A 14,533-nucleotide genomic window follows, 5' to 3' on the forward strand; every position below is an offset into this window, starting at 1 on the left:
TGCACTCTTTCTGCGACGAGCCAACATAGTAGTTTTTCTCTAGGAAACTCTGTCAACTTAAGTCTGTAGCATCTACAACATTTTAACTGAATTATGACTGACTCAATTCGCTTTCTGATGTGCGCTCCCGACCACTACGATGTGGACTACGTGATTAATCCGTGGATGGAGGGCAATGTCCACAAATCATCGCGCGATCGCGCCGTCGAACAGTGGGAAAAACTGTACCACGTCCTCAAAGAAAATGCCATTGTAGACCTCGTACCGCCTCAAAAAGGCTGGCCTGATATGGTTTTCACCGCCAACGCGGGTTTACTTTTAGGTAATACCTTTGTGCTGAGTCGTTTCTATCACAAAGAACGTCAAGGCGAAGAACCCTATTTCAAAGCCTGGTTTGAGGAGAAAGGTTTCACGGTTCACGAACTACCGAAAGACTTGCCCTTTGAGGGTGCTGGTGATGCTTTGCTCGATCGCGAAGGCCGCTGGTTGTGGGCCGGATACGGCTTCCGTTCCGAACTCGATTCTCACCCATTGCTCGCCAAATGGCTGAATATCGAAGTGCTTTCTCTGCGTTTAGTAGACGAACGTTTCTATCACTTAGATACCTGTTTTTGTCCCCTCACGGGTGGCTATTTACTGTACTACCCAGCAGCCTTTGATTCCTACTCAAACCGCTTAATTGAAATGCGGGTAGCGCCGGAAAAACGGATTGCCATTGAAGAAGCGGATGCCGCAAATTTTGCGTGTAATGCTGTCAATATTGACAAAGTTGTGGTAATGAATAAGGTCAGCGAAGGCTTGAAAACACGCATCACTAAAGCTGGGTTTAAAGTAATTGAAACCCCGATGAGTGAATTTCTGAAAGCTGGCGGTGCTTGTAAGTGTTTGACATTGCGGGTAACGGAACCGATTCAAGAAGATCGATCGGCAAATGTGATGGTAGAAAGCCGCACAATTCGCATGGAAGGCCACTTGCTGGATGCTGGTTTAATTAGTCGTGCTTTGGACTTGATTGTCGATCTCGGTGGCAGTTTCCAGGTGCTCAATTTCAATCTGGGAGAGCAGCGTCAAAGCACATCGAGTGCCGATGTTAAAGTTTCGGCTCCTTCCCACGATGTGATGGAAGAAATGATGGGAATGCTGATTGATTTGGGTGCTGTGCCACCGCCCCAAGAGATTTGCGATGCTATTTTAGAACCTGTAGTGCAAGATGGCGTTGGACCGGACGACTTTTATGTTAGTACGATTTATCCGACGGAAGTGCGGGTAAATAACCAGTGGGTGAAAGCGCAAAATCAGCGGATGGATGGTGCAGTAGCAATTACTGAAACTGCTGATGGTCCAGTCGCAAAATGTAAATTACTGCGCGATTTAAAAGTAGGAGAAAAAGTTGTTGTTGATGTGGTTGGTATTCGCACAATTCGCAAAACAGAGTCGCGGGAACAACGTAATTCTCAGGAATTTAGCTTTATGTCTGGGAGCGTTTCTAGTGAGCGCCGGGTAGAGTTGGTAGTGGAACAGGTAGCGTGGGAATTGCGCCAAATTCGCGATCGGGGTGGTAAGGTTGTTGTTACCGCAGGGCCGGTTGTCATTCATACTGGTGGCGGCGAACATTTGGCACATTTGATTCGCGAAGGTTATGTGCAAGCGTTGTTGGGCGGAAATGCGATCGCGGTGCATGACATGGAACAATCGAACATGGGAACTTCTTTGGGGGTTGACATGAAACGGGGTGTTGCTGTGCGCGGTGGACACCGGCACCACTTGAAAATAATTAACACTGTGCGGCGTTATGGCAGTATTGCTAAAGCTGTGGAAGCAGGGCTGATTACTAATGGTGTGATGTACGAGTGCGTCAAGAACAATATACCGTTTTCTTTAGCTGGTTCGATTCGTGATGACGGCCCACTTCCTGACACGCAAATGGATTTAATTAAGGCTCAAGAACATTATACTGAACTGTTACGCGGTGCAGATATGGTGTTAATGTTGTCCTCTATGTTGCACTCGATTGGTGTGGGAAATATGACTCCGGCTGGTGTGAAGATGGTCTGTGTGGACATTAATCCGGCGGTGGTGACTAAATTGAGCGATCGGGGGTCGATCGAATCTACTGGTGTGGTGACTGATGTGGGATTGTTCCTGAGTTTGTTGGTGAATCAATTGGATAAATTGACTAGCCGCCATCATGTAACCCAATCTGTGTAGATTTAGCTAGTAGACATCTCCCATAATTATTGTGGAACAGGCAGGATGCCTGTTCAAGACAGGCAATTCTTCCGATGTCTAGTAGGGTGCGTCAGATTTGAGATTTTCAAGTTGTACGGAAAGCATATTTCTGACGCACCGTTTGGCGAGGTGCGTCAGTTTTGAGATTGTTGATTTGCATCGGAAATAATCTTACCTGACGCACCCTACATTAACTCATTGGACAGCAGAAGACCTGGAAGGAGGAGACGAAGAATATATAAGTTGGGCTGGGGAGATTAAAATCAAGAATAAATTAACTAATTATTTGCAAAAGTTAGAAGCAATCGCATAAGTTACTCAACAATTACCAAGCTAACATTATTTCTCTTATTCAAAAATATGTAAATGATGGATGGATATTATCATTTAATTTTTCAGTAGATTCCAGATAAAATTATGTTGGTTTTATTCAAGGAAATCTAGAAGTTATTTAAATAACTGGTCCCGAAGGCTCAGTACGATAGCTTAAGTGTTCTAGATGGTACTCAACTGTGTCACGCATATCACGAACTGTAAATTCCATTTCAGAGACCGCTTCGCATTTGCGTAAGTCCACTGTTCCGCTATCCTTTGTCTTTTCTAAAAGATTGGGAAATTCTTTCTTGAGGCTACTTGCTATATTGACAGCCATTTCACCGTATTCAGCCTTATCAAGGATGTAGACAATGCTGATCGAGAGTTCATACGGTTCTTCGGGAGGAAGTTCATCTTCGGGATCATAAGACAGACGGAAAGACAATATTCCAGCAGAATTTTTCTTACCTTTATCGTCAATGTGTTTAAAAACGGCTCTAAGCCGATCAACAAGGCTATTCGGTAGAGCATGGCGACGGTATCTAGCAGCCAGCCAACTCTGAAGAATCTGCCCAAAATGAGTATTGAGTTTATAAGTCTCATCAGGCTGGAGATTCTCAAGCATATTTTTAGGCAATATCAACCTTTTTGAAGCGAGCAGTTCAAAGAAAACAATTTGTCCATCATGTTTGTAATCTATGTGTAGAGTGCGCGGATTTTTCCCGTGAGTGGAGTTCCCGTTGTGCTGCTCTAGGATGCGAGCAAAAATGAATTCCACAGCAGGTTCAACATCCAGATTGTCATTGGCGATATCGCAATCGTGGGATATTGCTATAGCCAGATCAGTATCAGGTACACCAGTCCAGCCCACTGCCTGAAAGTCTTTCTGAGCCAGTACGCTACCCTGTCGCCATGTGGTGTTTCGAGACCAAGGCATTCTTGTACTAACTCCTCTCATAGACAGCTATAGATGACTCGCTCAACACATCGTCGAGCGATCTCAGGTTTTTGCCAGAGCCTTTAGGTTCACGGCGAGTCTGTGCTTCTTTATCGGCTATTGCCTTGAGAGTGGCTAAATCTGCTACAGGATCTTCATCTGTCTTGAGTATATCGAGCAAAGAACGTCCATTTAAAATCGGACGATGCACAAGCTTATCTAAACGAATGATGTTTGCTCGATTAAATTGGTCGGCGACGCGGGACAATTTCTGAATACGTATTACTGCTTCTCCCTTTGGCTCTTGTCCTGCCAGCCAGGCATAGACCGTAGGACGAGTGACCCCAAGAACAGAAGCCAGATCAGACATATTTATAGCAAATACATCACGGATATTCGCAACATGTTCAGCAGGCGATAGCGTAGCACTGCTGCCTACGGCAGATTGCGTATCAGCCTGCTTTGCCCTAGAATGTTCGACATGTATACGTGGATAGTGAAGTCGATTTAGTAACTCAGCGGCACTATGTGCAGTCATGATACCACCAGTACCTGCTGTCAAAATAAATAGCTCAACTCTTAATGCACCTATCTCATTAGGAGTATAGGTTTTCGTAGGATGAAAAGAAGCCTGGGAATAGGGTGTAGGTATTGTATTCATATTCTTAAGCCCATTTTTCTCTAGCGTAGTCAGTCACCGAAACTTTGAAAGCATTGGTGATGATGTCATGCGCCTTCAAAAGTTGATCTTCAATTTCTTTGAGATCGAAACTGTTTCGGTTAACAACAAAATAGTCAGTATCTAACACAGCATTCCGACTATTAATCCCTGTGAATTGGGGTTGTAGTGAGAGCTGTAACGAAATCAAGTCAGGTGACAAAGCTAATGCCCCATCCGTAATAACCGCTCTAGCAACTAAATTGCCGTCATCAACAACTGTTACCGTCTCAGTAAAGCTATGGCTTAGACGACCCTCTAGATTTGCAGAAAAACCAAGCAGAGATGGATTCAAGTATTGTTGCAGTGTGTCCTTATCCATCGATACAACAGCATTAAGATAACGAAGTCCAATTCGTTCAACGTAAGCCAGCTCAACAATTTCGTGAACCAGCTTTAAGCCAGAGATGGTCTTCTGCAAGAAATCTGTGAAGGTGTGGTATTTAGTAGTGTGGAAAACCAAGGCATTCGAGAGCAATAGGTATCCTTCAGTACGCTCAGTATTCATGAAGCTCCAGCGCATATGCTGCTGAGGCTGAACATCAGGTTGTGATTCATCTAGTCGGCGAATTGTGAGTTCTAATTGATTTTCGGCTTGGAAGTCGGGGAACCCACTTCGGCGCAGGCGCTCCTGCAAACGGGCAACATAATCCGAGATTTGGGCAATTGGGTTAAATTGCACCTGAGCCAGTGTGTAGAACACGGGCGCAAGACTCATTTTTGGCGCTGCTGTTTTCATAATATCAAAAGGATGTCCATAGGATGTCCACAACTCTATTTTACATATCACTTTACACTTTTACGAAGATTTTTCCTGCGTACCGAACGTTTTTTAGAATCTGCACCATTTGTAAAAGGAATCTCTACAACCTAAAATTCACTGGCTTGGATAGTTAAGCCGTAGGGTGTGTCGCCATCGACAATCCTTCATCAACAGCGACAATCTCATGGCGACGCACCTGTTCTTTTCCAGAGATGAGGAAAAAAACCAACATTTTGATAAGGTGCGTCGCTACTCGAAAAGTCGATTTTTATTGACAGATTTTTGCAAGGCCACGCACCCTACGGCTACAGCTTTGAGGTTAAGATGGGGATCTTTCCCCGATCGGAATATAGGACTCACCGTGAGTACCTGTATATATTTGAGTGGGGCGGTAAATGCGGTTTGCTTCTAGCTGTTCCTTCCAGTGAGCTAGCCAGCCAGCAACGCGGGCGATCGCAAAAACAGGAGTAAATAAGTCTGTAGGAATTCCCATTTTCCGATAAACCAAACCAGAATAGAAATCTACATTGGCATAAATTCCTTTCTGACCCAGTTTTTCTTCCACCACTTCTTCCAACTTGACAGCAATGTCGTAATAATCATCGCTACCGAAGTTCTCAAATAACTGTTCTGCTAACCCTTGGAGAATAGTTGCTCTGGGATCTTTCACCTTGTAAACTCGGTGACCGAAGCCCATGATTTTGTCCTTGTTTTCAACGCACTTCTCGACAAAAGGTCGCACGTTTTCTACCGAACCAATTTGTTCCAACATCTCAATCACTTCTTCATTCGCCCCCCCATGCAAAGGCCCCGCCAAAGTGCCAACTGCCGAAGCAATTACCCCATAAGGATCTGTCAGCGTCGAAGCTGTTACCATTGCTGAAAATGTAGAGGCATTAATTGTATGTTCGGCGTGCAGAGTCAGACAAACGTCAAAAATATTAGCTAACAGCGGATCGGGTTCTCGCTCGTTGAGCATATACAGAAAGTTAGCCGAGTAGTTCAAGTCATCCCTCGGCCGCACCGGGTCATTACCCCGCCGCATTTGCTGGAATGCTGCTACCATTGTCGGAATTTTGGCTAGTAGTCGCACTACAGCTTCTCGAATGTATGCTGGGTTTGCCAAAGCTCTGCGGGAGTAGAACAAGCCCAGGGCGGCTGCTGAAGCTTGCAGGGCATCCATGGGATGTCCTCTTTCGGGGAAGCATTTCATCATGTCCCGGATGCGATATTTGATCCGGCGATGATACCGAATTTCATGCTCGAAGGCTTCTAGTTCTTCCTTTGTCGGAAGTACGCCCCAGATTAATAAATATGCAGTTTCCACAAAGGAACTTTTGAGTGCTAGTTCCTCGATGCTAATACCACGATATTCTAGTACCCCTTTTTGTCCATCTACAAAGCTAATGCTGGACAAGGTAGCAGGAACACCTTCTAAACCTGGCTTGAATTCGCCGACGACCATTGCGATACCGTGTTGTGTGAGTGGAATCTAATCTATTCAAAGTACATTAGCAGAAAGCAAGATAGTGTCGCCGCGTTAACAAACTCAATATCCCCCTAGGGACACGGCATTGCCATTGGTGTCAACAATCGCCTGAAAGCCCGCCAGGGGTTGAAACCCCTGTCTAATAGCTAAAGTCCTCTAAAAGAGGACTCAAGAACTCATCATCATCAGTCCTCTTTGAGAGGACTTGCGCTTTGTGAGACTCGGTTTCAACCCCTGTCGGGCTGTGGAATGAACCTTAAGTTGACACCTATGGGCTGTCTTTATCCCAGTAAAAACTTGGGCGACAGCAAACAAAACATTTGGCTGCGGCCGACGGGTGAGCCTGTTTCGGGGAGGATTAACCCGATCGTACCTGCTTTTTTGAGGATGATGGCATCTTGGGTTCTGCCCCAGAGCAAAGTTTCTGCCCAGTTGCCTAAATCTGGTTGGTGCCCCACTAGAGCCAAGCTACGGCTTCCTGTTTCCTGCCACTGTTGGTACCATTCTAGCCAGTTGTGGATGTCTCCTGATGGGGCTAGGACTGCTGATTCGGCGATTTGGGAACTCAAACCTGCTGTTTGCAGGATTTGGGCGGTTTGGGTGGCACGTAAGAGGGGACTGGTGAGAATTAGGTCAAACTGAATTTCGATTTCATACAGACGCTGGGCGACTTTTCGGGTTTTGCTCGCGCCCTCTTTAGTCAGTGGGCGTTCTTCGTCTGTCGCGTAGGCTTCGGGTTCGGCTGCGATGCCGTGACGGATCAGGTATAGATGCACTGGCTTTTCTTGGTTGAGGTGTCCGATCGCACTTTTTTCAGATGGGGTGCGATCGGTCTTTGTTGCCTATTTTACCAGTCCATTGGTTCACCGCAAGCTGCATCCGATCGCGCCCCTGTGGTTTGGCATCATCATCATGCTTGATCGGCGATCGACGAGATTGATTACTGGCTTTAATTATGATAAACAGGATTGTCTGTAGGACTAATTAATTTCAGTAATTTTTGCTTAATCTGAGCATCAAATACTTCCCATTTCAGTCTTGCATAATCGCTATTGTCATTACCACCAGAAAGAAATCCTACGGGAATTTCAAAACCTCCAGCTTGACTTCTGCCTCCACCAAAAAAGCGTCCTTGAGAATCTTGACCAAAAGCTTCTTTAATAAATTCATCAGGATCGAGAGTCAGTTTAGTGGTTCGCAGGGAGCCAATTACTACTTCAATTTCCTCATCTTTGTCGTGAACAATGGCATAGACAACGGCTGTGTGTACGTTCTCCTCTGTGACTAAAAAGTCCGCTGCTTGGGGAATAGAATCGCGATCGTCATAGCGGAGATAGCCGATACCTGCGATGGAAAAATTGTTCTGGACAATGCGGTGTTTGAGCGATCGCTCGATCGCATCCATCACCCATTTAGAGCGAGAGGACTGCAACACCGCATTCAGCAACTGGGGGTCATAAAACCTACTCAAATAAGCCGCAGCTAAGAAATCTTCCTCCTCAGCTTGTCGGAGGGCGTTGGTATCCGATCGCAAACCGTGCATCAAAGCCGTAGCACACTTAATATGCTGGCTGATACTACCGTCAAGATTTAGGAGTCCCGCTTGCAAATATTCGGTAAAAATCGTGGCTGTAGCGCGAATTTGGGGGCGTAAATCCGCAAATTCTGCATTCATTTCCCCTTGCAAACTGTGGTGGTCTATAACTGCTGCGATCGGAATTCCTGCCCCTAAAACCAGATCGGTTAACTGACAAGTAGTTCCTTGATTATCGATAAAAACACAGCCCTTATAGGCAGATAAATCCTTAGTTTTTGCAGTTTCCACCGTCCACCTTTGCAAGGGTAAACCAGTCAATTTAACTAAAGCAATATTTTCTTGGTGACTCAGGGCTCCTGCATAGATAAGATCGCAGTTAATGTCGTACTGTTCCGCTATTAATTTGTAAGTCCAAGCACTCGAAAGTGCGTCGGGGTCTGGGAAATCTTGCAGTAAGATTAACTGGCGCTGGCCGCGGTGTCGCTCCAACATTTGGCGCAACAGTTCTACTTGGCGATCGGCCGAAGGGTCTGAAAATCTCCTGGGGCGACTCTCTTCGACTGGAACTTCAGCTTTGCTGCGCCGTTTACCAGCAACATTTGATACTACAACTTCATCGTTAGATTCTAGTTGAACCTGATTGTTTACCGAGGTTGTACCAGAAGAGTTAGGGGGGTCTTTCATAAAAATTTTTGAACTTTTGAACTCTTGAACTGAAAACTCAACACTCAACAATCCTACAAAAAAACCCCCGCGCTTGCGCTGACAGGGGCTTTAAAGACCGATTACATATTTTTGCCATTCTTGGTGCATACCGCTCTTAACGTGTTTAGTCACTTCAAAATAAAGACCGCTGTAAGGTTTCCGAGGCGGATATCGCAAGAGCATTCCGGCTTCTTTCGGGGTTCGGCTGCCTTTTTTGACGTTGCAGCGCATACAGGCGGTGACGAGGTTTTCCCAAGATTCACCTCCTCCGCGCGATCGAGGAATCACATGATCGAGGGTTAAATCATCCCCAGTGTAACTACAGTATTGACAAGAGTGGGCATCCCGGTGCAAGATATTCCGGCGGGTGAGTGGAATATCCTTGTAGGGAACTCGGACATAATGCCGCAGTCGAATCACTGTCGGTAGCGGGAAATTAGGCGCAATAAATTTCCCGTTGTGTTCTACCTGCTCAGCTTTTCCTTTCAGCAACAAAACTACTGCCCTTCGCCAATTGGTGATGTTAAGGGGTTCGTAGGAGACGTTCAGCACCAGAACATTGCCCATTGTTGATTATTAAGCGAGAATATTTTCACCGATGGTAACACAGGTTCTCATTTAGGGGGGTGACGCCAGCAATGATTGAGTCTCAACACAAAAGTGAAGAAATAGCAGGTTTAGCCTCTAGAGTCCAGCAGATGCTTGTGGGGGCGAATTATTTTCTGGCCCGGAGAGTATGTGGGCGAGGATTTCGGTCGAGATTTTATACCTGATGAGTCCAGTAGCAGGGATGGGGAAAAAGTTTGCCCATATTTTGATTTTTTTCCCTAAATCCCTAATCTTCCCGGCAAGCATCAGTTTAATTTTTTAGACTATGAATAACCTTCGATCGCCAGCCTGATTAATTCCCATGAAATTTTGGCTCTTAAAGTCAGTTTTTAGCGCGTCAATAATAGCGATCGCCCCGATTCTCACAAACCTTCCCGCTTTCGCTCAAACATATTCATTCTTCTGCGGGGCTGCTGGTAGCCATCCAGCTACAATTGCTGACCAACAAGGCAAAAATATTCCGGTTATTTTGTGGGTTACAGACAACTATTTCAATGAATCCGGCGAAGATGCGATTACTCGGTGTACGCGAGTTTCAGCAATTCTCAACAATGCCCAATCCCAGGGAAACTGGGACAATATTGTCACAGCAGGTGCATCCCGTACAGGTCAACCGATTATTTGTGCTGCCAATCCTCAAGACGGTTCCTGTAGGTTATTATATCAGATACCGAGAGGGCAAAATCCTGAACAAGCGAGACAAGAACTATTAAGAAGAATCAAAAATCCTAATTTAAGTATTCCACCTGTTAAGGTAAATTGATAATCAGTTACTGACAAAGACTGGAAACTCTTGTCAAATACTCCGGTTGATTGGTGAAAAAATTGCAACTTTCCTTCAGTAATTCTTTTAAACTTTCAACTTTCCTCAACCAGACAGTACCATTGCTTCCAGCCACAGCAATTTGCTTTCCATCTCGACTCCAACTGACACTAACAACATTCTCTGCAAACTCAAATTGAGCAACTTGCCGCCCTGCTAAATTCCACAACCGCACTGTCTTATCAATTCCCACGGTAGCAAGCCGTTCTCCATCGGGGCTAAAACTAATAGATTTTGCATCTAAATGCAAAGTTTGAAATTCCTTCACTAATTCTTGGTTTGACAAATTCCACAGCCCTATTTTCCCATTCAATGTTACTGTAGCAAAGCGCTGCTGCTGTTGGTTGAGACTGAAACTAATGCCGATCGCCTGAACGGGTATTTTTTGGATTAACTTACCAGATGAATTCCAAATACGCACCGTAGATTTGCCATCTAAAGTAGTTAAAAAATCCCCGTTTTGACTAAAGTTAACGCTTCTAACTAAGCCGTTATGACCAGGCAAAAAAACTGGCAACAATCTAGTTTTTGGAATGGGAGAAATCTGCCAAATAGCAGCATTACTTTCTATTCCAGCCGCAGCTAAAAACTTGCTATCCGGGCTAAAACTAATGCTAGTAACCGAGCCTGACATGGCTTTAAATTTGTAGATTTTTTTCCCCGATAAATCCCATAACTTAACTGTGCTATCTTTACCAGCAGTTGCTAAAATTTTGCCGTCGGGACTAAAGTTTAACACATTTATCGACTTTTGTAAAGCTTTCCATTCAGAAAGTTTTTGCCCGGATAAGCTCCAAATCCGCACGCTATCATCTACTCCTGCGGTAGCTATAATTTGGCGATCTGGGGAAAAAGCCACACTGGTAATAGCACCCTTGTGAGCTTTCCAATTCATCTTTCTGAGTGGCAGAGATGATTGTTGAAGCTGCTGTTTGTTACTACTAAGTTTATCGAGAATCACTTGTAAAGCTAACAGCGGTCTAGTGGCAGGATATAGTTCTAAATGAGGTTGGTTTTTTACCAAATTTTTCAATGCTTTTCCCGAGGCGATCGCCCGCAGTAAAGCCTCAGACAAAGCTTGACTATTTTCAGTCTTCTGAGACACAGCTAAAAGTAAAGCATCACTACCAGTTTGTTCAATTTCGATACTAGCTTGTGCTAGTTTGAACCGCTGGTAAGCGAGAGTTGAAAAACCGATCGCCCCCGCCAAAGATAGAGCAAGCGCCGCCGAACCAAGACCGATCCACTGTTTAGCCTTTTGTTTAGATGCTTGTGTTTCTAACTGGGCTTTTTGGGCATCATTGACAGCTTGTGTAATTTCTAGCTTAGTAGATTCTAAAAGCTGATTTTGAGCGGTAAACATCAGTTTTTGGCTGGCTGTTAAAAACTGAAAGTCTTCATTTCTTAAACTTTTTTCGGCGGCCCAAATCAACGATGATTGTAAATCTTTCCCCTGCAAAAGTTGTGAATTGTCTTGACAGTGAGAATTAAACCATGCTTTAATAGCCGAGGAGTAAGGAGCCAATTCATCTAATTTTTGTTGAACAATAGTGTTGTTAAAGATAGCTTCATAAATAGGATTAGCTAGTCTTAGTTTATTCCCAATTTTAACTATTAATCCAGTCAAGCGCAATTCCATTTGTTCCGCACTGCTATCAGGGATAACTTCAACTTGCAGTAAAATGTGCTGATATAATCCGAGTCTCCTGACAATGCGTTGATTTTCTTTAAACAGGCGATCGCGAATTGTAGATAAATGTTCCGGCACATCTTGAGATTCCCAATTATCCACAATTTTTAAACGCACCACTTTCTCCACCCACTCTTTAGGATTATTGAGTTGCTGTTTTTGCCCCTGGATAAAATTATTGACTTGCTCTTTCTCAATCTGGGGCAAATTTTTGAGTTGCTCTTTCTCAGTCTGGATAAAATTATTGACTTGCTCTTTCTCCCCCCCTTGGTAAGGGGGGGCTGGGGGGGGTAAATCCCCGATTAAATGTGAATTTTCAAAGAGAAGTTTACAAAGCTTTTGAGTCAAAAAAGGTTGCCCTCCCGTCCAATACAAAACCTCTCGCAAAACTTCTTGAGAACTATCTGTAATCTCAGCCAACCCCGCTGCTAGCGGTTGCGCTTCTGTTTCGTCAAAACCAGTTAATTCGATCGCCTTGCCAATATTAAATGGGGTGTTATTGCTGACATTCTTGTCGCGGCACAAATCCGTCGGTGATGCTACTCCTAAAAGCGCCCAAGTTAGGCGATCGAATTCTGAATTATTTGCCCGTTTATTGTAGCACGAGCGAATTAACGCTAAAAAATCGTCGGCGGAAAAATCTAGGGCGAGAATGCTGTCGATTTCATCAATAAAAATGACAATGTTACTGGCAATATTAGCTAACAGTACAGTTTCTATGAATTCGCTCAATCTTTGAACTGGGGCTAAAAAATTGCGATCGCGCCACCAAGTCCGCACGTTGACAACATCTGACAGATTAAAATTATTTTCGAGAATGCGGAGAAGACCAGCATACCACTGTTCGGGAGTCACGCCACGGTTGCCAATTTCCGAAATGTCGATCGCCGCACAAGCAATTCCCTCACTTCTAAGCCGTTGAATTGTCCGCACCTGCAAGCTAGATTTCCCCATTTGCCGAGAATTTAAAACATAACAAAATTCCCCGGCTTTCAATCCGTTATAGAAGTCGTCGTCTGCGTGCCGTTTCACATAATTGGGAGCGTTATTTGTGAGACTCCCGCCTACTTGATAGTAACTGGGTTTGGTGGTAAAATTCATAAATTAGTTCGGCGGTTGAAACCGCGACTATACAAACGAAGTCCGCCTGCGCGGACTGAAGAATTCAAGTAGAATTTTGTATGATATATTGTACCATAATACAGCATGAAAACTGATTGGACTGGATATCACCACGACAAAGACAATTTAAGAAATGAAATTTGGTCTTTGCTGAAGCAGCAAGCCGCATCTGTTGGCGATCCGTTTGGTCATATTCCCAACTTTGTTGGGGCCGAATTGGCGGCGGAAAAGTTGGCAAGTTTATCGATTTGGCAACAGGCAAAAACAATTAAGTGCAATCCTGATTCGGCGCAAATTCCGGTGCGGATGCGGGCTTTACAAGATGGAAAACGGCTGTATATGGCAGTACCGCGCTTGACAGACGATCGCTGTTTTGTTGAGTTGACTGCTGAGGATTTGCAAAGGCAAAATGTATCTATTGCCGAAAGTGCGATCGCCCGCAAAGCCCTAACTTGTGGCAGATTGGTAAGTTTTGCAGAAATGGAGCCGATTGATTTAGTAATAGTCGGCTGCGTAGCGGCGGGGCCGGGCGGTGGAAGAACCGGGAAAGGAGCAGGATTTGCTGATTTGGAATTAGCGATGTTGCAGGAATTCGGGTTAGTAGAAATCGATACGCCGATTGTGACAACTGTGCATCCTTTGCAAGTAGTTGCAGATTCGCTTTTGCCAATGCAGGCTCACGATTGGGCTTTGAATTGGATTGTGACTGCCCAGGAAGTAATTGAAACTAATACAAGTTATCCGCGTCCAACCGGGTTAAACTGGGATAGTTTGCGATCGGAACAGTTAGAACAAATTCCGATTTTACGAAAGTTGAACGAACCGCGAAGGCGCCTTCGCGGTTCGTTCCCCTAGGGTAGGACGCGAAGATGGAAAGAAAGAATAAGAAGAAGGTAGTTTTATATAGCCATCTTATTATTTATCTTAAGGCAAAAGAGAATTGACAGCGATCGCCCCTATTTCTATTCCTGCAATCATAATCGGTACAACAGCCGATCGCCCAAAATCCAACCTTTGACTGTAATCTGGTGGCTCAACTTCCGCACTCGGTTGAGAGTAAACTTCCACCTGCTCTTCCACAAGATTCACAATCCAATAAATGGCAATTCCAGCGCGGGCATAAATCCGTTTTTTGATTGTTCGGTCGCGCTGAAGCGTTGTATCAGATACTTCTATAATCAGAGCAATATCTTCAGCACCAGGATGGCGATCGAGATATTGTCGTGTATCCCCTCTAACAACTACTATATCGGGTTCGGGTTCGCTGTTGAATAGCGTTATCGGTTCTTGGGAATCGACATACCAACCAGGAGGTAAAATATTCTCTAAAGCTGTTCTGACAAGACGAGTTGTAACTCGATGCGGTAGATTTTTTGGCATTTTGAAAACCAGCCAACCTTCCAGCAATTCTACAGAGTCATCATCCGTGAGAATGCCTGATTGAATCATCGCATGATACTGCTCGATGCTCAAGCGCAAAATCAGATCATTGGGAATTGCTGCGAGACTTTCAACAGGTGACATAATTAGTATGCAGGAGTTGATTTAGTTACGATTTCACCTAGTTTTAACACATATCTACTTTGTGGTTAATAC

General features: G+C 44.6%; 13 protein-coding genes. 4 read left to right on the forward strand and 9 right to left on the reverse strand.

Annotated elements, in window-relative coordinates:
- Positions 1-93 precede the first annotated feature (93 nt).
- A complete protein-coding gene (locus ACBR23_RS01550) occupies positions 94-2,208 on the forward strand; it encodes a TIGR00300 family protein (RefSeq protein WP_371118431.1) in 2,115 nt (704 codons plus the stop codon).
- Positions 2,209-2,680: 472 nt separating this feature from the next.
- Here the strand turns inward: ACBR23_RS01550 and ACBR23_RS01555 are convergent, their stop codons facing one another.
- From ACBR23_RS01555 to sixA, 5 genes are all read right to left on the reverse strand, one after another.
- Positions 2,681-3,481 (reverse strand): hypothetical protein, encoded by an 801-nt coding sequence (locus ACBR23_RS01555; protein WP_371118432.1) that lies wholly within the window; start codon positions 3,479-3,481, stop codon positions 2,681-2,683.
- Between the two features lie 7 nt (positions 3,482-3,488).
- Positions 3,489-4,142, reverse strand: a complete 654-nt coding sequence (locus ACBR23_RS01560) for a hypothetical protein (protein ID WP_371114876.1) — start codon at positions 4,140-4,142, stop codon at positions 3,489-3,491.
- Positions 4,143-4,146: 4 nt separating this feature from the next.
- Positions 4,147-4,938, reverse strand: coding sequence for a TIGR04255 family protein (locus ACBR23_RS01565; protein ID WP_341737374.1), 792 nt, complete (start codon positions 4,936-4,938; stop codon positions 4,147-4,149).
- A gap of 343 nt (positions 4,939-5,281) precedes the next feature.
- Positions 5,282-6,427 (reverse strand): citrate synthase, encoded by a 1,146-nt coding sequence (locus ACBR23_RS01570; protein WP_371118433.1) that lies wholly within the window; start codon positions 6,425-6,427, stop codon positions 5,282-5,284.
- A gap of 305 nt (positions 6,428-6,732) precedes the next feature.
- Entirely contained in the window at positions 6,733-7,227 is a 495-nt protein-coding gene (gene sixA, locus ACBR23_RS01575) for a phosphohistidine phosphatase SixA (RefSeq protein WP_371114877.1), read from the reverse strand.
- Here sixA and ACBR23_RS01580 point away from each other — a divergent pair.
- On the forward strand, positions 7,222-7,371 hold the full coding sequence (locus tag ACBR23_RS01580) for a hypothetical protein (protein ID WP_371118434.1): 150 nt from the start codon (positions 7,222-7,224) through the stop codon (positions 7,369-7,371). The two genes, sixA and ACBR23_RS01580, sit on opposite strands and share 6 nt — an antisense overlap.
- Before the next feature lie 29 nt (positions 7,372-7,400).
- Here ACBR23_RS01580 and ACBR23_RS01585 read toward each other — a convergent pair whose 3' ends face one another.
- The gene (locus ACBR23_RS01585; protein ID WP_341737378.1) at positions 7,401-8,672 is read right to left on the reverse strand and encodes a bifunctional oligoribonuclease/PAP phosphatase NrnA; all 1,272 of its coding nucleotides are present in this window, start codon (positions 8,670-8,672) and stop codon (positions 7,401-7,403) included.
- A gap of 90 nt (positions 8,673-8,762) precedes the next feature.
- On the reverse strand, positions 8,763-9,260 hold the full coding sequence (locus tag ACBR23_RS01590; RefSeq protein ID WP_340520766.1) for an HNH endonuclease: 498 nt from the start codon (positions 9,258-9,260) through the stop codon (positions 8,763-8,765).
- A 343-nt stretch (positions 9,261-9,603) separates the two neighbouring features.
- Between ACBR23_RS01590 and ACBR23_RS01595 the strand changes: the two genes are divergently transcribed.
- Positions 9,604-10,065, forward strand: a complete 462-nt coding sequence (locus ACBR23_RS01595; protein WP_341737379.1) for a COP23 domain-containing protein — start codon at positions 9,604-9,606, stop codon at positions 10,063-10,065.
- A 7-nt stretch (positions 10,066-10,072) separates the two neighbouring features.
- Here the strand turns inward: ACBR23_RS01595 and ACBR23_RS01600 are convergent, their stop codons facing one another.
- Positions 10,073-12,916, reverse strand: coding sequence for an AAA-like domain-containing protein (locus ACBR23_RS01600; protein WP_371118435.1), 2,844 nt, complete (start codon positions 12,914-12,916; stop codon positions 10,073-10,075).
- Between the two features lie 105 nt (positions 12,917-13,021).
- Between ACBR23_RS01600 and ACBR23_RS01605 the strand changes: the two genes are divergently transcribed.
- Positions 13,022-13,792, forward strand: a complete 771-nt coding sequence (locus ACBR23_RS01605) for a 5-formyltetrahydrofolate cyclo-ligase (RefSeq protein WP_371114879.1) — start codon at positions 13,022-13,024, stop codon at positions 13,790-13,792.
- A 69-nt stretch (positions 13,793-13,861) separates the two neighbouring features.
- On the opposite strand, the gene ACBR23_RS01610 is transcribed toward ACBR23_RS01605, so the two are convergent.
- Positions 13,862-14,461 carry a Uma2 family endonuclease gene (locus tag ACBR23_RS01610; RefSeq protein ID WP_371118436.1) on the reverse strand — a complete coding sequence of 200 codons (600 nt, stop codon included), beginning with the start codon at positions 14,459-14,461 and terminating at the stop codon, positions 13,862-13,864.
- Between the last annotated feature and the right edge of the window lie 72 nt (positions 14,462-14,533).

The organism is Microcoleus sp., from assembly GCF_041354475.1.
Classification (GTDB): domain Bacteria; phylum Cyanobacteriota; class Cyanobacteriia; order Cyanobacteriales; family Microcoleaceae; genus Microcoleus.

Bases quoted from the DNA above. Each gene is read 5' to 3' on its own strand.
- ACBR23_RS01550 (WP_371118431.1), top strand. From the start codon at position 94: ATGACTGACTCAATTCGCTTTCTGATGTGCGCTCCCGACCACTACGAT.
- ACBR23_RS01555 (WP_371118432.1), bottom strand. From the start codon at position 3,481: ATGCCTTGGTCTCGAAACACCACATGGCGACAGGGTAGCGTACTGGCT.
- ACBR23_RS01560 (WP_371114876.1), bottom strand. From the start codon at position 4,142: ATGAATACAATACCTACACCCTATTCCCAGGCTTCTTTTCATCCTACG.
- ACBR23_RS01565 (WP_341737374.1), bottom strand. From the start codon at position 4,938: ATGAAAACAGCAGCGCCAAAAATGAGTCTTGCGCCCGTGTTCTACACA.
- ACBR23_RS01570 (WP_371118433.1), bottom strand. From the start codon at position 6,427: ATGGTCGTCGGCGAATTCAAGCCAGGTTTAGAAGGTGTTCCTGCTACC.
- ACBR23_RS01580 (WP_371118434.1), top strand. From the start codon at position 7,222: ATGCACTGGCTTTTCTTGGTTGAGGTGTCCGATCGCACTTTTTTCAGA.
- ACBR23_RS01585 (WP_341737378.1), bottom strand. From the start codon at position 8,672: ATGAAAGACCCCCCTAACTCTTCTGGTACAACCTCGGTAAACAATCAG.
- ACBR23_RS01590 (WP_340520766.1), bottom strand. From the start codon at position 9,260: ATGGGCAATGTTCTGGTGCTGAACGTCTCCTACGAACCCCTTAACATC.
- ACBR23_RS01595 (WP_341737379.1), top strand. From the start codon at position 9,604: ATGAAATTTTGGCTCTTAAAGTCAGTTTTTAGCGCGTCAATAATAGCG.
- ACBR23_RS01600 (WP_371118435.1), bottom strand. From the start codon at position 12,916: ATGAATTTTACCACCAAACCCAGTTACTATCAAGTAGGCGGGAGTCTC.
- ACBR23_RS01605 (WP_371114879.1), top strand. From the start codon at position 13,022: ATGAAAACTGATTGGACTGGATATCACCACGACAAAGACAATTTAAGA.
- ACBR23_RS01610 (WP_371118436.1), bottom strand. From the start codon at position 14,461: ATGTCACCTGTTGAAAGTCTCGCAGCAATTCCCAATGATCTGATTTTG.